The sequence below is a fragment of the Desulfobotulus pelophilus genome (assembly GCF_026155325.1).
Lineage (GTDB): Bacteria > Desulfobacterota > Desulfobacteria > Desulfobacterales > ASO4-4 > Desulfobotulus > Desulfobotulus pelophilus.
The window spans coordinates 283554-304848 of record NZ_JAPFPW010000001.1; the positions used below are offsets into that span (position 1 = coordinate 283554).

The 21295-nt window shown below is 51.5% G+C and carries 14 protein-coding genes; 9 read left to right on the top strand and 5 right to left on the bottom strand.

The genetic code is table 11. The features are described 5' to 3' along the window. Positions 1-462 precede the first annotated feature (462 nt). Together OOT00_RS01305 and pepN are read left to right on the top strand one after the other, a co-directional pair. Entirely contained in the window at positions 463-3834 is a 3372-nt protein-coding gene (locus OOT00_RS01305) for a S8 family serine peptidase (RefSeq protein WP_303649735.1), read from the top strand. A 70-nt stretch (positions 3835-3904) separates the two neighbouring features. Then, the gene (gene pepN / locus OOT00_RS01310; RefSeq protein ID WP_265423482.1) at positions 3905-6544 is read left to right on the top strand and encodes an aminopeptidase N; all 2640 of its coding nucleotides are present in this window, start codon (positions 3905-3907) and stop codon (positions 6542-6544) included. A gap of 120 nt (positions 6545-6664) precedes the next feature. Here pepN and sat read toward each other — a convergent pair whose 3' ends face one another. Further along, complete coding sequence (sat, locus tag OOT00_RS01315; protein ID WP_265423483.1) at positions 6665-7942, bottom strand: sulfate adenylyltransferase; 1278 nt, start codon at positions 7940-7942, stop codon at positions 6665-6667. Positions 7943-8463: 521 nt separating this feature from the next. Between sat and acnB the strand changes: the two genes are divergently transcribed. The 4 genes from acnB to OOT00_RS01335 all read left to right on the top strand — a co-directional run bounded on the left by acnB (position 8464) and on the right by OOT00_RS01335 (position 14249). Next, on the top strand, positions 8464-10980 hold the full coding sequence (gene acnB / locus OOT00_RS01320) for a bifunctional aconitate hydratase 2/2-methylisocitrate dehydratase (protein WP_265423484.1): 2517 nt from the start codon (positions 8464-8466) through the stop codon (positions 10978-10980). A 340-nt stretch (positions 10981-11320) separates the two neighbouring features. After that, positions 11321-11782: a DUF3015 family protein gene (locus tag OOT00_RS01325; RefSeq protein WP_265423485.1), complete on the top strand. Its 462-nt coding sequence runs from the start codon at positions 11321-11323 to the stop codon at positions 11780-11782. A gap of 89 nt (positions 11783-11871) precedes the next feature. Next, entirely contained in the window at positions 11872-13737 is a 1866-nt protein-coding gene (locus OOT00_RS01330; RefSeq protein ID WP_265423486.1) for an Lnb N-terminal periplasmic domain-containing protein, read from the top strand. A gap of 110 nt (positions 13738-13847) precedes the next feature. Further along, on the top strand, positions 13848-14249 hold the full coding sequence (locus OOT00_RS01335; RefSeq protein ID WP_265423487.1) for a thioredoxin family protein: 402 nt from the start codon (positions 13848-13850) through the stop codon (positions 14247-14249). A gap of 47 nt (positions 14250-14296) precedes the next feature. On the opposite strand, the gene OOT00_RS01340 is transcribed toward OOT00_RS01335, so the two are convergent. Beyond that, positions 14297-14818, bottom strand: coding sequence for a gamma carbonic anhydrase family protein (locus tag OOT00_RS01340; RefSeq protein WP_265423488.1), 522 nt, complete (start codon positions 14816-14818; stop codon positions 14297-14299). A gap of 259 nt (positions 14819-15077) precedes the next feature. Here OOT00_RS01340 and OOT00_RS01345 point away from each other — a divergent pair, with 259 nt between their 5' ends. The 3 genes from OOT00_RS01345 to OOT00_RS01355 are packed head-to-tail and all read left to right on the top strand — an operon-like array spanning position 15078 to position 17015. Then, complete coding sequence (locus OOT00_RS01345; protein ID WP_265423489.1) at positions 15078-15653, top strand: GAF domain-containing protein; 576 nt, start codon at positions 15078-15080, stop codon at positions 15651-15653. Further along, entirely contained in the window at positions 15650-16558 is a 909-nt protein-coding gene (locus OOT00_RS01350) for a protein kinase (protein ID WP_265423490.1), read from the top strand. The genes OOT00_RS01345 and OOT00_RS01350 overlap by 4 nt, the downstream gene beginning before the upstream one ends. Before the next feature lie 10 nt (positions 16559-16568). Beyond that, positions 16569-17015 carry a universal stress protein gene (locus tag OOT00_RS01355; RefSeq protein WP_265423491.1) on the top strand — a complete coding sequence of 149 codons (447 nt, stop codon included), beginning with the start codon at positions 16569-16571 and terminating at the stop codon, positions 17013-17015. Between the two features lie 56 nt (positions 17016-17071). Here the strand turns inward: OOT00_RS01355 and ahbD are convergent, their stop codons facing one another. From ahbD to ahbC, 3 genes are all read right to left on the bottom strand, one after another. After that, the gene (gene ahbD, locus OOT00_RS01360; RefSeq protein WP_265423492.1) at positions 17072-18160 is read right to left on the bottom strand and encodes a heme b synthase; all 1089 of its coding nucleotides are present in this window, start codon (positions 18158-18160) and stop codon (positions 17072-17074) included. A 293-nt stretch (positions 18161-18453) separates the two neighbouring features. Beyond that, complete coding sequence (gene hemB, locus OOT00_RS01365; protein ID WP_265423493.1) at positions 18454-19431, bottom strand: porphobilinogen synthase; 978 nt, start codon at positions 19429-19431, stop codon at positions 18454-18456. A gap of 546 nt (positions 19432-19977) precedes the next feature. Then, a complete protein-coding gene (gene ahbC / locus OOT00_RS01370) occupies positions 19978-21165 on the bottom strand; it encodes a 12,18-didecarboxysiroheme deacetylase (RefSeq protein ID WP_265423494.1) in 1188 nt (395 codons plus the stop codon). Positions 21166-21295: the final 130 nt, after the last annotated feature.

Consider the following 21295-nt stretch of genomic DNA (forward strand, 5'->3'; position numbering starts at 1 on the left):
GGAGTGAGCAGATGATGGGGTCTGCCCCTGCTTTGGGAGGATTCTGGTTTGTCATCTTCTGTTGAAACCATGACCGGCGTCACCGGACTCCCGTATCCCGGATGCTTTTGTGCCTCCATGAAAGGCTTGATGGATAATGGGCTGTAACGATTCATGGAGGGTACAGAATCCATCATCGGTCAGCCGTTCCATATCATTCTGCAAAGAGGGCATACTTTTATGGACGGGGTAGGGCGTTTTTCTCACGAAAGGGGGAAACAGGTGGCCTTTTTTTTTAACAGGTTCCAAAAAAGGAAGGGAAAAGAGGATGTCCTGTTCTCATATTCTGCACCTGCATTATGTGCTGCGGTCCATAGGAGGATTGCTCAAAAAAAAATGGTAGAGTGCAATATCCTAATTGTAGTTTGGAATGATTGAATTTCTGCTGATGGGTCTGATGCTTGATACAGTGGAGGCATGTGTATGCACAGGAATACGGGGCGGAGTATTTTTTCCAGTAGTTTGGGCTGTCTGATTTTGTGGATCTGTTTCCTCTTGCCATCCATGGTTGGGGCAGCCAGCACTCGGCTGATTGTGGAACTGGAAGAAACACCCCTTGTCTGGCGGAACGACCAGAATTCCAGTTTTATGGCAAAGGAACGGCTGGATTTTCAGCAGGCAGAAACCCGGAGGCACCTGTCTGCCATGGAAGCCCGCCAGGATAAGGTTTTGAGCAGTATGAGAACGGCCGTATCCGGGCTGAGGCTGGCAGTTTTCCGGGATGAGGAAAACCGTATGCGGGAGCATCGGTACAGTATTGTTTTTAACGGTTTTACCGTAGAAACCAATGGGGAAGATACGGATAGCCTTATGGAAAGGCTGAAAGGAGTACCGGGCGTGAAAGCCGTTTATCCGGTACAATCCTACTCTCCTTCCATGTATAAAAGTCTGGATCTTATTCATGCCCCTGTCCTTTGGGAACACCCGGTCATTGGAGGTAAATGGAAGGCTGGCAGGGGTATCCGGGTTGCCAGCATGGATGGCGGTGTTCATAAAAATGCCCCCATGTTTGATCCGGCAGGTTTTTCTTATCCGGCAGGTTATCCCCGTGGCGGGTTGGGATTGAAGGCAAACAACAATGGAAAAATTATTGCGTCAAGGGTTTATTACCGGCCTGGAGATCCCCCTGCTGCCGGGGATATGGAGCCATGGCCCGGTCCTGAAGGTGATTCCCATGGGGTGCATACGGCAGGAACGGCTGCTGGGAATCCTGTTCAGGCAGCTTTTCTTGGGAGGATTTTTGAAATCAGTGGGGTGGCACCTGCTGCCTGGGTTATGAGCTATAAAGTCTTCTATCTGAGCCGGGAGGGTAAAATGACCTTCGAGACTCCCGAAGGTATTGCCGCACTGGAGGATATGGTGAGGGACGGGGCAGATGTGGTGAATTGTTCCTGGGGTACGGGGCCTTTCAGTACGGGTGGTGCATATGATCCTTTGGATACGGCTTTACTGAACGCGTGGCGGGCTGGGGTTTTTGTGGTGATGTCTGCAGGAAACAGCGGGCCGTATAGAGGGACTGCGGATCATCCTTCCGAAGAATATATCAGTGTTGCGGCCAGTACAACCGGTGGCAGCATTGCCGGCGGAAGCCTTGCCATAGCCGGACCTTTACCTGTTCCGGGAGAATACCTGAAGCTTGAGGTTGGAATTTCAGATTACGGGAAGATTCCTTCTCTTGGCTCCCGCAGCAGCTATTTTTTCAAAACAGCTGCCAGTGTGGAGCCGGATAATGTGACCGCCTGTGAACCCTTTGACGGTAAGCCCTTTGAGGGGTTGGCCACTGTGGTAAGAAGGGGAGGGTGCAATTTCGATGACAAAGTTCTGAATGCGTACAGGGCTGGTGCTGATTTTGTGGTGATCTATAACAATAATGGCGACGAGATTCGTGATCTTTCCTGTTATATGGAAAACTGTGATGAAGTAGGCGCCTTTGCTGTTTTTACGGGGGAGACTCATGGAAAGGCCCTTGAGAGCTGGTATGACAGTTATCAGGAGAGATCTGAATTGATTTTTGATTTTACACCCTATCAGCTGGGTAACCGTGCCGATGAAGTTGCTGATTTCAGCAGTCGCGGACCCGGAGTCGGGTATACGCTGAAACCGGATATCATGGCTCCCGGTGTGAATATTCTTTCTCAGGGATATGGACCCCTTGCAGAGGGTGAAGAAAAACATTTTGGTTTTGGTCAGGCTTCTGGAACATCCATGGCTGCCCCCCATATTGCCGGAGCTGCAGCCCTTTTAAAACAGCGTTACCCTTTATGGTCCAATGAGGATATTAAATCGGCTCTGATGTCCACGGCTAGATTTATGGATATCTACACCCACGATGGAAAACCGGCTCAGCCTCTGGACATGGGAGCGGGCAGGGTGGATCTGTCGAAGGCTGCGGATCCAGGAGTTATTCTCACACCCCCGTCCCTTGGTTTCGGGGTTGTGGAGAAGGAGGGAGAAAAAACACTTTCCCTTTCTCTCCGAAGCATTCTCCCGGAAGCAAAAACCTATCATATCAGCACTGTTTATACGGGAGATGGCTTTGATGCCGTCCGTCCTCTGGACGGTTTTCATGGGGAGCCTCTATCCCTTACCCTGCCAGCCTTTGGTACGGCTTCCATCAATGTGCGCTTTGAAGGAAAGGGTTCTGTGGGAGATCATCAGGGATATGTTCTGTTGGAAAGTGACACGCACCGGGTTCATTTTCCCGTATGGGCAAGGGTTCAGGAAGCCCGGGGCAGCGGTTCAAAAGTTCTTCTTCTGGATATGGACGGCAGTTCCTTTGATGGCAATCTGAAAAATTACAGAGACTATTATACAGATGCTCTCCATGCCCTTGGGAAAACCTGCGATGTACTGGATGTGAACCCGGACTTAAAAAATGTACAGCTTCCGGAGGCGGCTGTACTGGCAGCCTATGAGGCCGTACTCCTTTTTTCCGGAGACAGCAGCAAGTCGACCCTTGTGGGTGGAGACTTGGACCGTCTGATGGAGTACGTCAATGATGGTGGTCTGGTCATTGCCATGGGGCAGAATATGTTTTCCCGGGTTCTGGCGAACACGTCTTTCTTGTACAGCCGATTCAATGTCAGGGTTATTTCGGAAAGCGTTACGGGAGGGCAGTTGCCGGATTCTTATGTGATAGTTGCTGAAAATGTACCTCCTGCATTCAGGGATGTTTTTCTGGATCTGCGGGATGGTGGAGACGGAGCTTCCAATCATGGAAATATGGATGAGTTCAGTGAAGGTATTGTACGCTACCCCGGCAGAACTGCAGTGGGAAATGGTTATTTAGCACAGATTTCAAAGGGCCTGCTGACCCTTGAAAAACCTGCTCTTATTCAACCGGGGATTTTGGTGGCATCTGCCATGGGCCTGGAGGGAATGAACAATGATACCGGGGCTATGGCAAGGGAGGCCTTTCTGGGAAAAATATTCAGCTGGGCCTTGGATAAGCCGGATATGATGATAGAGGATGTATCTGAAAAGCATGAAAATCAGATGGAAATGAGCCGCTTTGAAGTAGGGTATTCTTCCGATACCGAAGGCATTGAACTTCTTTCCGTCCGTTGGGATATGGGAGACGGAAAAGGTTATCAAGGGCCATATGGGTTACCCATGATTGGTTATGTCTATGAAAAATGCGGACCCTATACCCTGCGTGCAGAGGTTCTGGACAGCTTTGGCAATCATACCATAAACAGTCTGGACGTGACCATTACCCGTTGTCTGAATAAAAATGAACCATCTTCCGGTTCTTCTTCCGGTTGCTTTATTGGTGAGCTGGCGGAAGGTTTGTAATATTTTCGCAGCGCCAGTATGATGTTCTGCAACCACATCATGTTCAGAACTTTTTCTGAAAGGAGTGTTGATGGCTGAGACCGCAGAGATGCATTATCTGAAAGACTACCGCCCCTTTGATTTTGAGCTGAAGTCAACCGGGCTGGATGTCTCTATCCATGGGACATTCGTAGACGTGACAGCCCGGCTTGTGATGGAGAGACGGCAGGACGGAGATGTGCAGGCCCCCCTTTTCCTCCACGGAGAAGATCTGGAAATTCTGGGAATATGGCTGGACGGTCGGTTGCTGGCACCAAGGGAGTTTTTGCAGGATGGTCAGGGTGTGACCTTTTTTGATGTGCCGGTTTCCTTTGAGCTTGTGACAAAGGTACGAATTTTTCCGGATACCAATACCGCACTGGAAGGTTTGTACCGGGCGGGGAGCATGCTCTGTACCCAGTGTGAGGCCGAAGGGTTTCGGAAAATAACCTTTTATCCGGACCGGCCCGATGTCATGGCCCCCTTCCATGTCCGCATTGAGGCGGACAGAAGCCTGTTTCCCGTTCTTCTGTCCAACGGTAATCCGGTGAAAAATGAAACTCTCCCGGGGAATCGTCATGCCGTATGCTGGGAGGACCCTTTTCCCAAGCCTTCCTATCTTTTTGCGCTGGTGGCGGGCGACCTCGCCTGTCAGAAAGATTTTTTTCGGACTGCCGATGGCAGGGATGTACAGCTTGCAATTTATACGGAGCATGAAAATGCAAATCAGTGCGAGCATGCCATGGTTTCTTTGAAAAAGGCCATGACGTGGGACGAGGATGTTTTTGGTCTGTCCTATGATCTGGATATGTACATGATTGTGGCCACCAATGATTTCAATATGGGGGCGATGGAAAATAAGGGTCTCAATATTTTTAACAGCAAATACGTCCTGGCCCGGCCGGAAACGGCAACGGATGGGGATTTTGAGGGCATAGAAAGTGTCATTGCCCATGAATATTTTCATAACTGGACCGGTAACCGCGTAACGGTGAAAAACTGGTTTCAGCTGTCCCTGAAAGAAGGGCTCACCGTATTCAGGGATCAGCAGTTCACAGCAGACATGCAGTCTGCTTCGGTAAAGCGGATTCAGGATGTCCGTAGTCTCAGGGCGCGGCAGTTCCCCGAAGATGCAGGCCCCATGGCCCATTCGGTCCGTCCGGAAGCTTATCTGGAGATGAATAATTTTTATACGGCAACGGTGTACGATAAGGGGGCTGAGCTGATCCGTATGATTCATACCCTGACCGGGCCGGAAAATTTTCGTAGTGGAATGGATCTGTATTTTGCAAGGCATGATGGCAAAGCTGTTACCTGTGAAGATTTTGTGGCGGCCATGGAAGATGCTTCTGGGGCGGATCTTTCACTTTTCCGCCTGTGGTATGCCCAGGCAGGAACTCCGGTGCTCCATGTAACGACAGATTGGGATGAAGGAAAGGGACGCCTCACCCTGCACCTGCGGCAGGACATTCCCGATACACCGGGTCAGAAAAACAAAAAACCCATGGTGATCCCCATACGAACGGCTTTTTTCTCCCGCTCCGGTGAACAGGTTCTGCTGGATTATAGGGGAAAAAAGGATAAAGAATTTCTTCTGGTCCTGCGGAGCAAGGAGGAGAGTTTTGTCTTTGACGGTGTCTCGCTGCCCGTTGTGCCTTCTTTGTTACGGGGGTTTTCCGCCCCAGTCCGGCTCCGAATTCCGCTGAATACCGAAGAACTGGCTGTGCTGCTTGCCTGGGATTCGGATCCCTTTAACCGCTGGGAAGCGGGGCGTATGCTGGTGGAAAGAACCTTTCGGCAGCTGGTGGAAGATCACAGGGCGGGACGATCCATGGTGGTGCCGGAGGATGTGATTGCCGCTTTTCAGGCAGTCCTTGAGAATGCGGATCAGGACCCGGCCCTCGCGGCGGAAATACTGAACATGCCATCGGAAGGAGAGCTGTACCATCTGCTGGCCGCTGAAAAGATTGCCGTAAATCCCCTGATGGTTCATGAGGTGCGGGAGTTTTTTCTGGATGCTCTTGCCAGGCCCTTGAAAACTTTGTGGGAAAGGACATGGTACGCCTGCAGGACACAGGGGGCCTATGTGTTCAGGGCTGCCGATGTATCGAAAAGAAGGTTGAAAAATCTGTCTCTTTTCTGGTTGTCCCGCTTTCCGGATACGGGTTTTGGGTGGGTGGAAAGGGCTGCGGAAGAGGCTTCCTGTATGACAGACCGCATGGCAGCCCTGCAGCTGGCAGCTCATTTTCATGAAGAGGGAAGCCGGAGAATGCTGCTTGATTTCGAAAGGGAGTTTGCCCAGGATGCTTTGGTGATGGATAAGTGGTTTCAGGTTCAGGCCCTTTCCCGTAGGGAAAATACTCTGGCCAGGGTGGAAGAGCTGATGGGGCACCCCCTCTTTTCCATGAAAAACCCCAATAAAGTAAGGGCGCTCATCGGTGCTTTTGCATCGGGAAACCCATTTCGGTTTCACCGGAAAGATGGTGCGGGTTATGCATTTCTGGCGGAGCGTGTTCTGGAGCTGGATGGGTTGAACCCGCAGGTGGGATCCCGTATGGTCAGCATCCTGAATGCCTGGAAAACCTTTGAGGAGCCATGGCGGTCGGAAATGAAAAAAGCTTTGATGCATATTCGCAAAAAAGAAGGGCTTTCTTCGGATATCCGTGAAGTTGTGGACCGTGCTCTGGCCTGACACGTCATGCAGACCCAGGTTCGTGCAGCGAGGATTGAAAAGGAGAAGGGGTACGAAATTTGTCCGTACCCCTTCTTTTGCATCATCACACCTCCACCCGTAGTGGATGGGGATTTTTTGTTACTGGCCAGCACCCGTTGCAGCGGAGTGGGTTTTGATTTCTACTTTTTCGGTCAGGCCTGCATAGTATTCACGCAGGATGTCGAGAACTTCGTCGCGACCAAAGTGATCGGCAATGGGCGCACCTTCGGAAAGGCCTTTGCGCAGCATGGTACCGGAAAGGATAACGCGGTCTTCTTTGCCGTGGGGGCAGGTGCGCAGAGAAGCCATGCCGTCGCACTTGGTGCAGTAGAAGGTCCAGTCGATTTTCAGCGGGGTGCACTTCAGTGCCTTGCCATCTTCGGCAGGGTAGGGGATTTTGTCAAAGATGGTCTGGGCTTCGAACATACCGTAGAAGTCGCCAACACCAGCGTGGTCACGGCCGATGATCATGCGGGATACGCCATAGTTCTGACGGAAAGTGGCATGCAGGAGGCCTTCACGGGGTCCGGCATAGCGCATATCCAGAGGGTAGCCGCCCTGTACCACGTTTTCTTTGACAAAGTACTTGTCCACGAGGGTATCAATGCATCGTACACGAACGCGGGCAGGAATATCGCCGGGCTTCAGGTTGCCAACGAGGGAGTGAATGAACACACCGTCACAGACTTCCACAGCGATTTTAGCCAGGTATTCGTGGGAACGGTGCATGGGGTTACGCAGCTGCAGAGCAGCAACATCGCTCCAGCCGCGCTCATCAAAGATGGCCCGTGCCTGTGCAGGGGAGAGATATACACCTTTATAACGCTCGGGATAGATACCTTCGGAAAGGACCTTGACAGGACCAGCCAGGTTGAAGTCTTTCTGTCCCATAACCATCTGCACGCCGGGGTGATCTTCTTCGGCGATTTTCCAGAATTCTTCGGCGGTCTTGGTGCCTTCGCCCATGAATACTTTTTCGCATTCCCAGCGCTTGTTGGCTTCGGTCATTTCGAATTTTTCGGTTACTTTCATGGTAGCCATGATTTCTCCGCCAGCCGTGACCAGAGCAACTTCTTCGCCGTCCTTGATGGTTTCGGCATCGGCTTTGTCAGCGGAGAGGGTTACGGGGATGGGCCAGAAAGTACCGTCTGCCAGAAGGAAGTTTTCGCAAACGCCTTTCCAGTCAGCCTTGGTCATGAAGCCGGTAAGGGGGGAAAATCCACCGATACCCATCATGATCAGGTCACCTTCTTCACGGGGGGTGATGGTGATTTTTTTGAGACCTTCGGCTTTTTTCAGCTCGGCTTCTTTTGCCGCACCTTCCAGAAGACAGCAGGTAAGGCCTTTTCCACCATGGGGGGCTACAAGATTGGACATGCGTTCTACTCCTTTTTTTTCTGGGGGGGTTAGTAATTATATGGATTTGCGATCCGAAGTTGCCCCATTGGGCAACCATTCATTTCTTCTTAAGTATGTCTGCTTAATAAGAAAGCAGAACTTTGTCAAGGTGAGAAATCCTGAAAGGCAGGTCAAATGGGCCATATCACAGGGATCTTTGCATATATTTTAGGCCCTTCGACAGGTGGCAGGGTATCTTCGGGCCTTTCGGGTGATGTGGGTCCCTTCTGCGACCTTTTTCAGTTTCCGGAGCAGGAGAAAGAGATTGAATCTCTTTACTGGATTGGGTACAAAGTGCCTGATTAAAAAAAGAAAGGGAATGGTAAATGTTTATAAACAATTCCTTTACAATCAAAAGCATGCAACAGATCCAACCGTTTGCTTTATAAGTGTTTTACGGGTAACGATTTGTTTCAGCGTCTTGTCAACGGGTGCTGAATGAAAAGCTGCCGGAGCCGCCGGAGCTGTTCCGGGTACAGAATAAGGATGAGAGGAATGTCATGATCAGTGAATACCGGGGTCATATGGCCGAAAGAGCTGCCGAGGGTGTTCCTCCGCTGGCTCTGAGTGCTGCTCAGGCCGAATCATTGTGTGTACTGTTGGAATCTCCGCCGGAGGGAGAAGGTGAGTTCCTGCTTTCCCTTATGCGGGAAAGGGTATCTCCGGGTGTGGATCCTGCTGCCAGGGTAAAGGCGGACTTTCTGGCCGGTCTTGCTTTTGGATCAAAGGTTTCTCCCTTGTTGAGTCCTTCTGAGGCGGTGGAACTTTTGGGGACCATGCGCGGAGGTTACAATGTCAGGCATCTGATGGCGCTTCTTTCCCATGATATTCATGGAGAAGCGGCAGCAAAAGCTCTGGGGAAAACCCTGCTCGTGCTGGATGTTTTTGATGAGATTGCCGTAATGGCAGAAGATCTTCCCAATGCGCGGAGAGTGCTGGAGTCCTGGGCCTGGGCGGAATGGTTTACCGCCCGCCCGGTTGTGCCGGAGATTATGGACTGCATTGTTTTCAGGGTGGATGGGGAAATCAACACCGATGATTTTTCACCGGCGGGTGAGGCCTGGAGCCGCCCGGATATTCCCCTTCATGCGAAGAGCATGCTGACATCCAGAATGCATAACCCTCTTGAAATGATTGAAAAGCTAAAGGAAGCCGGGCTTCCTCTGGCCTTTGTGGGGGATGTGGTGGGAACGGGATCTTCCCGGAAGTCTGCGACCAACTCCCTCTTATGGCATATTGGTGAAGACATTCCCTTTGTGCCGAATAAAAGGCAGGGAGGGGTTGTGGTTGGCGGAAAGATTGCTCCGATCTTTTTTAATACACTGGAGGATTCAGGCGCCCTGCCCATTGAGTGTGACGTAAGCAGCCTTTCCATGGGACAGCGTATCCGCATCCGACCCCATGAGGGGCGTATAGAAGATGAGAATGGAAAGGTTTTGTGTGATTTCACACTCAAAACACCGGTTCTTCTGGACGGGGTCCGGGCCGGAGGCCGTATCCCTCTTATTGTGGGGCGCAGCCTGACGGCAAAGGCTGCTTCTGCCATTGGTCTGAAAGGGGCGGGCTCCGTGTTTGCCGAGTCACCTCAGCCCGAGGATAGCGGCCGAGGTTACACCCAGGCTCAGAAAATCATTGGCAAAGCCTGTGGTCTGAAAGGCGTGCGTCCGGGAATGTACTGCGAACCCGTTATGACTACGGTTGGATCCCAGGATACCACAGGTCCCATGACGCGGGATGAGCTGACGGAACTGGCCTGTCTGACATTTGGTGCAGACCTTGTTATGCAGAGTTTCTGCCATACGGCCGCCTATCCACGGCCCGTGGATATACGGATGCATGAAACCCTGCCGGACTTCATCAGGGAGAGGGGTGGTGTGGCCTTGAATCCCGGAGACGGTGTGATTCATTCGTGGCTGAACCGCATGATTCTTCCCGATACCCTCGGCACAGGGGGAGACTCCCATACCCGTTTTCCCGTGGGGCTGAGTTTTCCTGCTGGTTCCGGTCTTGTGGCCTTTGCGGCTGCCATGGGAGCCATGCCTCTGGACGTTCCGGAATCCGTACTGGTGCGCTTTCGGGGAGCTAGAAAACCGGGTATTACCTTGAGAGATCTGGTGAATGCCATCCCTCTGGCTGCCATTCGTGAGGGACTGCTCACCGTAGAAAAAAGCGGCAAGAAGAATATTTTTTCCGGACGTATTCTGGAAATGGAAGGCCTTGATGACCTGGAGGTTGAAGAGGCTTTTGAGCTTACGGATGCCTCTGCAGAAAGATCTGCTGCTGCTGGTTGTATCCGTCTGCGGCCTGAAAAGGTTGCGGCCTATATGCGGTCTTCTGCCGTGCTGCTTCGCAGGCTTGCACGGGAAGGCTATGGCGATGCGAGGACCCTTGAATGCCGTGCCGATGCCATGGATCAGTGGTGTGCCAGTCCCTGGTTACTTGAGGCGGATACGGATGCGGAATATGCGGCTGTTATAGAGATTGATATGGACAGCATTTCAGAACCCATTCTGGCCTGTCCCAATGATCCCGATGATGTGAGGCTTCTGTCCGATGTGGCTGGTACTCATCTTCAGGAGGTGTTTATCGGATCCTGTATGACCCATATTGGTCATTTCCGGGCAGCCGCTGCATTGCTGGAAGGCAAGGCGGATCTGCCTGTCCGGCTCTGGGTCTGTCCGCCTACCCGCATGGATGCGGATCAGCTCCGCAGGGAAGGTCTGTTCAGCGTTCTGGGCAGAGTGGGGGCTCGTATGGAAATGCCGGGCTGCTCTCTTTGCATGGGTAACCAGGCCCGGATAGCTCCGGGAGTTACGGCTCTGTCCACGTCGACCCGGAATTTTCCAAACCGCATGGGAGATGGCACTCAGGTTTTTCTGGCGTCCGCTGAACTGGCAGCCATTGCCGCAGCGTTGGGTGAACTGCCCGATCCTGTCCTTTATTTTCGGCTGATGCAGGAAAGGGTGACGGGAAAAGAAAAAGATCTGTATCATTACCTTCGGTTTTCAGAAGAATGATGTGGGGCATTTTATCCTGATAAAGCTGTTGCGACCGATGTTTATTTCGAGGCCTGGCGTATTTGGGGCTGATGGATGGCCATGAGACGCGTGATGTGTATACGGAAAAAAAACTGGTTGCTTTCAGGCTGTTTTATGAAGTAAAATAATAAATGGTCAAGACATGATGGGCCAGCTGCTAGATTGAATGGCGCTGGCCCGTTTTGGGTTTTGAGCTGATTATTGTTCATTGGTTTCCGCAAAGGTTGTTGGCTTGCAGAGATAACGTTTTGTTGTTGTGGGGTAAGAAAATTAGGTTTCTTGATCCCAATTCCTTAAACGTGAATGGAAGGATACGATAGTGAAGCGAATTTTTTCAGCCGTTCTGATTGGTTTGTTTGTGGCAGCCCCTGCTTTTGCCGTTAACCGGGATAATGTGGGCTGTGGTCTGGGATCCATGATGATGCAGGAAAAAGGAGGGGTTGTTTGGGAAGTTATGGCGGCCACTACCAACGGCACTTCCGGTAACCAGACCTTTGGTATCTCTTCCGGTACCCTCGGTTGTGAAAAGCCGGCTAATCTGGCCAAGCGCGAGCAGTTGGACCGCTTTGTGGCGGACAACATGGATGCCCTTGCCGTGGATATTGCCATGGGTGAAGGAGAAACCTTGGGTGCGTTGGCTGAACTGGCTGAAATTGATGAAAATCTGAGGGGAGATTTCTACGCTGCCCTGCAGATGAATTTTGATCAGATTTATCCGGATGGCAGCGTGGCCGGTACCCAGGTTGTGGACCAGATTACGGGTTTTCTTGCACAGATCTGATTTTTCGCTGATGAGTGCATGAAGTGAAAAGTCCGGTTCTCCTTCTTCGGAGGGGCCGGACTTTTCTGTATTTTTTCCGGGGGGGCAAGTTGTTGCAGATCATGGAGAAAACCCGTCTGTGGGTGTGGGTGGTTCTGTCTTTTATGGTGGGGCCTCCGGTTGTTTTTGCCGGGAGCAGGGTGGAAAACCTGGTTCAGAAAGCAGAAGAGCTGAAGCTGGCCGAGCATCGCTACTGGGAGGTTCTGTATCATTATCACAGGCCATTGGGGCTGGGAGTGAAAAGCCGCATAGATGATCCTGCCTTCTTTATTTCTCCGGAAGGCAGACGCAATCCGCAGGAGGAAATGAGAGCGGCCATCCGGTTTCTTTTCTCCGGCAAAGCGGAGAGTCTGTGTCCCTATATCGCCCGGTATCACTGGCTGTACCAGCAGCTTCTGCCGGATTCCGCAGAGTTTCCTGAGCCAGTCTGTCCTGATATTGAAGGTATCAGCCCTACCTCAGCCCGTCTGGTGTTTCCCACCTACTTCATGAACAGTCCGGCATCCATGTTCGGGCATACCCTGATGACCCTGCGTCTGGATAATACCTCACGGGTTTTGGATAAAGCCGTTAACTATTCGGCGTTCACTGATGAAACCAATGGACTTCTTTTTGCGTTCAGGGGAATTTTCGGCCTCTACCCGGGCTATTTCAATGTCCTTCCGTATTATAAAAAAATTCAGGAATATGGCGAGATCAATCAGCGGGACATATGGGAATATCGTCTGGATCTCGAACCCCATGAGTTGGATGCCATGGTCAGGCACATCCGCGAAATGGAGGGAATTTATTCCAACTACTATTTTTTTGATGAAAACTGTTCTTTCACACTGCTCTATCTTGTGGAAGCTTCCCGTTCAGGACTGAGGCTGACCGAGAGCTTTCCTCTGTGGGTAATTCCTGTGGATACGGTTCGTACCCTGGAAAAGGCCGAACTGATTGCGGAGGCAGAATACCGGCCCAGCCGCGCAACCATCATACGGCACAGGCTGGCCCACCTGGATCGCAAGGATCAGGATCTGGCCTATGATATTCTGGAAGGCAAAGAGGCCCCAGAAACTGTTCTGGAACTGGATGCCCAGAGAGCGATTCACATACTGGATACGGTCATTGACTGCATCCGTTATCGTTTTGTCAAAAGAAAAATGGATCAGGATGCCTATCAGAAAATTCTGATCCGTACCCTGCGGGTACGAAGTCTGCTGGGTGTTACCGGTGAGGTTCTGCCCCCTATACAGGAGCCAGTCCGGCCTGACAATCTCCATAACTCGTCCCGGGTGAGCGCAGGAGTTCAGGTCCATGATGGCAAAAGTTCCTTGCAGCTTACCTATCGGCCGGCTTTTACGGATCTCACGGATCCCGATTATCCCGAAAGTGATGGAATCCGTATTGTTTTTGGTGAGACAAGCCTTCGGCTGGGACCGGAGGGGGAAGGTGTGCAGCTGGAAAGGCTTGAAATTATAGACATTATGTCCCTATCTCCCAGAAATCGTTTTTTTTCGTCCCTGTCATGGGCTGCGGGCCTTGGGCTGGAAGGGGTGCCCGGTGAAAAGCGGGGGAGACTTCTGCGGGTAGCCGGGGGAGCCGGTTTTTCGTGGGGCGGAGGGAGTAATGGCCTTTGGTATCTCATGGGGATGCCCCGTTTTTTTGCAGGGACAGGGCTGGAAGAAGGCTATGCTTTAGGGGGCGTGGTGCGGGCCGGGTGGGTTTTCAGGCTTTTTGAACATAGCAAATGGCAGGCTTTTGGTGAATACGGTGGGTTTGGTGCAGGGCATCAGGGCTATGCTGCCGCGGCAGGAGTGGAGGGCAGTGTCCGTCTGGGCCGAAACTGGCATCTGGGTGCTGAAATTTCCCATGAACAGCGCTGGGACCAGTCTACCCTCAAGAGTCTTATGATGCTCCACTGGTTTTACTGAGCCGGAAGCCCTGTGTGTTTTCCCCCGGTAGTGCGGAAAAAGATGCGGTATGAATCAGTCTTTTCGTTGGATGGCTGTCTGGCCTTTTTAATTTGATGGGAGGGGACCGTATGTTTCGCTTGTTTGCAGGGGTGTTTTGTTTATGTGGTTTTCTGTTGGGTAGTACTGTGAGTGCGCAGGGTTCAGAGTGGATACCCTTTGATAAGGCCATGGAGAAAGCGGCTGTTGAAGAAAAGAACATTTTTCTTTATCTCTACAGTCCTTCCTGTCCGTGGTGCCACAAAATGGACGAGGTGACCTTGCAGAGCCCCGAGGTAAGAGTGATTCTCCGCGAGAACTTTATCCGTACTAAAGTCAACATTTCAGAGAGAAAGTCTCTTATCCGGCAGTTTCAGATTCAGACCATTCCTGCCAGTATCTTCCTTTCTCCTCAGGAAGATGTTCTTGTGAATTATCAGGGATACCTTACACCGGAGCGTTTTCTGGAGATTGTGCCTGCGTCACAGCCCTGACCCCGGCTATGACAGATATCCGGGGTCGGCAGGCTAAACCATGACCTTCAGGCAAATATTGCCGGATTACGGTAGGCTGTAGCCTTTTCGCAGTAGTGTTTTGCAGATTCCCGGATTATTTCAAGGATATCTTCTCCAAAGGTTTTTACAATCTTTGCGGGCATGCCGGCCACCAGACTGAAGGGGGGTACGAGGGTGTTTTCCAGCACCACGGCTCCGGCGGCGACAATACTGCCCCTTCCGATTACGGCACCGTTCATGACAATAGCTCCCATGCCGATAAGGCAGTGGTCTTCTACGGTGCAGCCGTGAAGAATGGCCTTGTGGCCTGCGGTGATTCCGTCACCAAGGGTGAGAGGAAAGCCCGGGTCTGCATGAAGAACGCAAAGATCCTGAATATTGGTGTTTTGGCCGATGCGGATGGGAGCCGTATCCCCCCTTGCCACGGCACCGAACCACAACGAGCTGTGGTGGCCCATGTGCACATCTCCGATGACAGTGGCGGAAGGTGCGGTAAAGACCGAATCTGCCAGCTGTGGACTGGATTGATCAAAACGATGCCTGCCCATTTTTCCTCCTTGGTGAGAGACGTTCCAGCCTGTGACAAGGGGTGACCCATCGTCAGGCCGGCTGATGGTGTTTCTTTCTGGATAGTGTAAGGATGGACGTTTGTGCCCGTAGTTTCAGTATTTAAGGTTTGACGAAAAAACGAATCATGGTTTATAGTTTAAAACAATAATTATATTCTTACCACCCTTTCCTTCATCTGCTTTTTCCATTAGCAGCTTCGGTGATCTTTCCCCAACTTCAGCAAAGTGAGGCCATTCCATGGAGCAGAAACCTACGTCCCGGATTCACCTTCGGGAGTTCAAGGCCATCAGTCATGCCATTTCCACCTACGAGGATCTGACCGTACTGAATCAGCATCTTGTGGAGGGAATATGCAGCTCCTTCCATATCAAAGCCTGCAGTATCTTTCTGTACGACGATAGGGAAAACCAGCTTTTTCGCGTGACAAGCTGTGGGCTGAGTGAGGAATATCTCCGCAAAGGTCCTATTATTGTTGATGATAACAAAAATCGTGAAGCACTGTCCGGAGAGGTTGTTTTTTATCAGGATTTACGAAACGATGGCCGGGTATTGTTTCCTGAGGCAGCCATGGCGGAAGGCATTTTGTCTATGCTTTCTGTACCCATTAAGTACCACGATCATGTGCTGGGGCTACTGAAAATGTACCATAGCGATCACTGGATTCTCCATGAGGATGATCTGGATGTTTTCTGTGTGCTGGCTGCCCATCTGGGGCTTCGAATTGAGCATACGGGGCTTAGAAATTTTTTTGAAATGGTGAAAACCGCTGCGGCCAGTCTTCCTCTGCGTATGATGCAGGGCCTTGGCGTATGAAAGCTGGCCGGATTGTTACGGATACCACAGGTTTCTTTGAAATTACATCCGGTGATATTATTGAAATAGGCGGCCGCAGGTTTCGGGTTACGGGCAATGAAATGGAACGTCGTTTTGGCGTGGAAGATCCGAAATACTGGGTGAAACGGGTGGTCGAGGACGCCACCGGAGCCCGCAAAATCGTTAAGCTTTCTTTTCTTGAGACCTTTCAAACCACCATTTCCGGTGTCCCTATCCGTTGCTTCAGGGATCCGGATAAGGAAGGCGACATTCTGGATCTGGTGCGCGGCAGACCTGATTTTATGCAGGGAGAAGTGTTCCGGGACAGCAGAGGGAATAACATCCGTGTGCTGGATGTGGTACGGGGTGCCAATTTTTACGTGGCGATGGGTGATTATTATTCCATGCCCCACAGGGCGTATTATGAGAAAATTCTTCCGGGAATGCTGGCAAAGCTTCTGGAAGCCTGCCGTTCCATCCGCTTTCTTCATATGAATGGATTTCGCCACGGGGATATACGGAATGACCATCTCATGATTGAAAAAAAGACGGGCAACTATGTCTGGATTGATTTTGATTATGACTATGACGCACCGGAAAATCCCTTTAGTCTGGATCTCTTCGGGCTGGGTAATCTTCTGCTTTATGCCGTGGGTAAGGGTTTTCATGATCTTTATCTTATTCGTCATGAACCGGATATTTACGGTGATTTTTTTGATCAGATCACAGAAGAAGATATGTCTCTTCTGGATGCCAGCCGTTTTGTCAATCTTCGTAAGCTCTATCCCTACCTGCCGCGCATGCTGAACGATATTCTCCTGCATTTTTCGAGGGGGACTACCATTTACTATGAGTTTATAGATGAAATTATCGAGGATCTTGAAGGATTTCTTCGTTCCCTGTAGGAGGTGAAGCGTGATCAACTCCATTTTGATTCCTGTAGCGGATTCGGCCAGCTCCAGAGCCGTTGTGACTTATATCGCAGGACTGGCTCTCTCACCGGACAGCACTAAAATTACCCTTCTGTACGTAAGCAGGACGCCATCGGGAAGTGAAGAGTTGATGGGCTACCGTTTTGTTGCCGCCCTTCCCGAAAGGGGTGATAAGGCTTTACAGTGGGCAAGAGATACCCTGGTGGCAGGGGGGATGGATCCGGATAATCTGTATGCCGATATCATATCCGGCCCTTTTGCTACGGTGGGCGATGGTATTATTGCCTATTTTACCAAGGAACCCCATTCCTTGGTGGTTATTGGCAGGAAGAAGATGAGCAAGGCCGAGGAATTCGTTCTGGGAGATGTCAGCGTGAAACTGGTACGGGCCTTGGAAAATACGGCTGTCATGGTTGTGAAAACAATTTGATTTTTTAAGTAAAACGATGAGGCAGCTATCAGGGCAGGGATTCCCCTGCCCTGTGCTTATCCTCGGGTATCAGGCTGATAAAGACACAAGGGTTCTTCGGCCATAAAGTCACCCGTTGCCTCATAGGCTCTGGCCCGGCACCCCCCGCATACGGCCCTGTACTCACAGGGACCGCATTTCCCCGTGAGCTGGTCATAGTCCCTTAGGCGTAAAAGGGTGGGAGATTGTTGCCATATATTCACAAAAGAAGTTTTTTTCACATTGCCGCAGGGTGTTTCGAGAAAGCCGCAGGGCTGCACTTCACCCACATGGGAAACAAAGCAAAAGCCGATTCCACCGAGACATCCTCTGGTCATGGCATCGAGACCATGGGTGGCAGGGGATATGTGTTTCCCTTCCGCTTTTGCTCTCTGCCGGAGAATCCGGTAATAGTGTGGCGCACAGGTAGCTTTGAGCTGCAGGGGGACTTTGTCACGCTGATCGTAGAACCAGTTTAATGTTTCTTCGTACTGAACGGCATCAATGGCTGTTTCTTCAATTTCCTTGCCACGACCCGTTGGCACCAGAAGAAAGATATGGTGGGCTGCGGCCCCAAGTGAAACAGCAAGGTCTAAAATCTTAGGAATCTCCCCCAGATTCTGTTTGGTAATGGTGGTGTTGATCTGGAATTCAATGCCTTGCGCTTTTGCGTTGGCGGCTCCCTGCATGGCACCGTCAAAGGCACCGGGCATGGCGCGGAAGGTATCGTGTACCTCACGGGTGGCACCGTCCAGACTGATGGAGATGCGACGGATACCGCATTCGGCCATGCGCCGGGCATTGTCCGGTGTTACCAGGGTTCCGTTGGGGGCCATGGTCATGCGCAGCCCCAGATTCGTGCCATGTCTGGCTATGTCGAAGATATCTTTTCGCAGCAAAGGTTCTCCACCGGTAAGAATGACAATAACTTCTCCCAGCTTCCGGATCTCTTCCATCAGTCTGAAGGCTTCATCAGTGCTGAGTTCTCCTGGATAGGGTTCGTTTCTGGCTGCTGCACGGCAGTGGATGCAGTTCAGGTTACAGCTTCGGGTGGTCTCCCATGCGACAAGGCGCAGGGTATCCCGTTTACCGGAAGTGGAACCGGGGTGGCTGTACTTGGGTTGCATGAGCTTCCTTCCTTTATAATCAGTGCGAGGCTTTGTTACCCCTGTCTTAACAAGAACAATATATAGGATTAGACAGGGCACATAGGTATTTTGTGAGCGATATGGCCGCTGCTTTGGATCAGGCCTGTGTGCAAAGATTCGGCAAGTGCCTGAAGTGGGCACAAAAGGCTGCGGATTCAGGCTCTACGGCAATCGTGTAACCTGCCTGTGCCGACAAATTTTGCCGATTCAGCACAGGACAAGGGGTGTAATAAGTAAGGTGGCACATGGTCAAGTGGATTGTGTGCCTTACCTCAACAGGATCTCAGTTTACGCGCCGCTTCCATGGCAAAATAGGTGATGATGATATCGGCACCGGCCCTGCGCATGGATAAAAGGGTTTCCATCATGACAGCATCGCCGTCAATCCAGCCTTTTTCCGCTGCCGCCCTGATCATGGCATATTCACCGGATACATTGTAGGCGGCTACGGGAAGATCCAGTTCGTCCCGCAGACGGGTGATGATATCCAGATAAGCGAGGGCTGGTTTCACCATGATGATGTCGGCACCTTCTTCCACATCCATGGAGGCTTCCCGCATGGCTTCTCGGCTGTTGGCCGGATCCATCTGGTAGGTTCTGCGGTCGCCGAATTCCGGTGCATTGCCAGCGGCTTCCCGGAAAGGACCGTAAAAGGCAGAAGCATATTTCACGGCATAGCTCATGATGGCTGTATCCGTATACCCTTCCTGATCAAGTCCTTCACGGATTTCAGCAACACGACCGTCCATCATGTCCGATGGGGCCACCATCTGGGCTCCGGCATTGGCATGGCTGACGGCGGTACGCGCCAGCAGATCCAGGGTGGCGTCGTTGTCTATCCGGCCCTTTTCAACAATTCCGCAGTGACCGTGATCCGTGAACTGACAGAGACAGACATCTGTAATCACCAGCATATCCGGTACGGCATCCCGAACGGCTTTGATGGCCTGCTGTACGATCCCGTCTTTCTTATAAGCCTGGGTGGCTAACGGATCTTTTTTATCGGGAACTCCGAAAAGAATAACCGCTGGAACGCCAAGATCCCGGGCTTCCTTTGCTTTTTTTCTGATATTATCACAGGACAGCTGGGACTGCCCCGGAAGGGAGGCGATGGGCTTGCTCACGCCTTTGCCGGGTACGGCAAAGAGGGGCAGCACCAGATTGTCCACTCCTAAGCTTGTTTCACGTACCATGCTGCGGATGATGGCACTCTGACGAAGGCGTCTGGGCCGGGAGTCGGGGAAAAGCATGGGAATCTCCTTGTTGACGGGTTCGGAAAATTTTTGTCCTGAAGGAAGAAAAGGGCCGCCTCCATGGAGAACGGCCGGATTTTTGCTCTGAAGTTATCAGGTGTACTTGTAACTGTTCAACATAATGTTCCCTTGGTAAATCAAACGCCTTCAATGCGGTACATAGGCAACCAGGCCAGTTGATCGTGACACGGATTTTATTCTTAGAGCTTCTGCCCTGTGCGGAAGCAGCTGAAATTCTCCGCCATGCAAGCTGAAAGCCTGGTTGCTGCCGCAGCTGACCCGGATGCAGCGTACGTGCCGGAATCCGAAATCATAGCAACCTCACCCACAAACAGACCGGTTGTCTTATTCTGGAATCAGGTTGCTGAAATAAAAGCGTGAGTTCCCAGAATAAAACAGACGGAATAGTTAGCTGTGATGATTGGCAGGTCTTTCAGCCTGAGGACACTTTTTGAATGGAGTGCGCCCGAAAATTGATCCCTCAACCCGGTCCTTTCCCATAGGGTGGGGGGAAGAAAAGGCCTTTATATTTCAGGAAATGGCCTAGATACTCTGGCTGATTTCCTCATCCGTTAGATAGCAGGCCGGATCGGGAGCCCAGACATCGTCTGTGAGGGCTTCGGCACGTACCCGGAAATTACCGCCGCAGATATTCAGCCATCTGCAGGTAGCACAGCGTCCTGTTACAAAATCTTTTTTGTGTTTGAGCTGTGCCAGAAGGGGGTCTTCGGGTTGAGACCAGATCTGGGAAAAGGGTATTTTTCTGATATTCCCGAAGCTGTGGTGCCGCCAGAACTGGTCGGCATGGACCTCTCCGTCCCAGGAAACGCAGCCGATGCCACGACCGGAAGAGTTGCCTTCATTCATTTTTAAAAGTTCCATGACCTCTTCAGCCCTTGACGGGTCTTCCTGTAAAAGACGCAGGTAAATGTAAGGGCCGTCCGCATGGTTGTCTACGGTCAGTACTTCCTTGGGTTTGCCTCTTTCGTGCAGATCCCGTGTACGGTCCAGAATAAGATCCAGTGCCTTGCGGGTCTCTTCGTGGGAAAGATCATCTTCCACCAGTTTTGAGCCACGGCCTGCATAGACCAGATGATAAAAGCAGACCCTGGGTATATCCATTTCTTCCATGAGATCAAAAATGCCTGGTATCTCGGCAACGTTTTGCTTGTTCATGGTAAAGCGGAGTCCTACTTTGATGCCGGCCTCCTGACAGTTCCGTATGCCGTCCAGGGCTGCCTGAAAAGCACCTTTAACTCCCCTGAAGTGGTCATTGACCGTTTCCATTCCATCCAGGCTGATACCCACATAGGAAAGACCGACTTCTTTTAAGCGCCTTGCTTTTTCCCGGGTAATCAGGGTGCCGTTGGTGGAGATGACAGCCCGCATGCCCTGGGAAACGGCATAGTCAGCCAGTTCGGGGAGATCTTTGCGCATCAGGGGCTCGCCACCGGAAAAGAGCATCACCGGAGAACCAAAAGCAGCAAGATCCCTGATGAGTGCTTTGCCCTCATCTGTGCTCAGTTCGTTGGCAAAGACCTGGTCCTTGGCATGGGCATAACAGTGTACGCATTTCAGGTTGCAGCGCCGGGTCATGTTCCAGACCACAACGGGTTTTTTGTCTTCGGAAAATTGCAGAAGATGGGAGGGAAGAGAGCCGGAGAGGCGCCCGTAGCGCAAAGCATCCGAAGGTTCGACTGTGCCACAGTAAAGTTTGGATATGCCTATCATAAGATCACCTGTTGGGGAGATGCAGGGGAATGAAATATTCCTTTTGCATAAAAGGCCGATGCGGATTCTGTGCTCTTGCACCGGGCGTTTGTCTCCCGGGGATGCTGTCCGCCGGGAATGCGAAAAGAGC

Coding starts and splice junctions, on each gene's coding strand:
- acnB (WP_265423484.1), top strand. CDS start 8,464: ATGATCAGTGAATACCGGGGTCATATGGCCGAAAGAGCTGCCGAGGGT.
- OOT00_RS01335 (WP_265423487.1), top strand. CDS start 13,848: ATGTTTCGCTTGTTTGCAGGGGTGTTTTGTTTATGTGGTTTTCTGTTG.
- ahbD (WP_265423492.1), bottom strand. CDS start 18,160: ATGCAACCCAAGTACAGCCACCCCGGTTCCACTTCCGGTAAACGGGAT.
- sat (WP_265423483.1), bottom strand. CDS start 7,942: ATGTCCAATCTTGTAGCCCCCCATGGTGGAAAAGGCCTTACCTGCTGT.
- pepN (WP_265423482.1), top strand. CDS start 3,905: ATGGCTGAGACCGCAGAGATGCATTATCTGAAAGACTACCGCCCCTTT.
- OOT00_RS01340 (WP_265423488.1), bottom strand. CDS start 14,818: ATGGGCAGGCATCGTTTTGATCAATCCAGTCCACAGCTGGCAGATTCG.
- hemB (WP_265423493.1), bottom strand. CDS start 19,431: ATGCTTTTCCCCGACTCCCGGCCCAGACGCCTTCGTCAGAGTGCCATC.
- ahbC (WP_265423494.1), bottom strand. CDS start 21,165: ATGATAGGCATATCCAAACTTTACTGTGGCACAGTCGAACCTTCGGAT.
- OOT00_RS01345 (WP_265423489.1), top strand. CDS start 15,078: ATGGAGCAGAAACCTACGTCCCGGATTCACCTTCGGGAGTTCAAGGCC.
- OOT00_RS01350 (WP_265423490.1), top strand. CDS start 15,650: ATGAAAGCTGGCCGGATTGTTACGGATACCACAGGTTTCTTTGAAATT.
- OOT00_RS01305 (WP_303649735.1), top strand. CDS start 463: ATGCACAGGAATACGGGGCGGAGTATTTTTTCCAGTAGTTTGGGCTGT.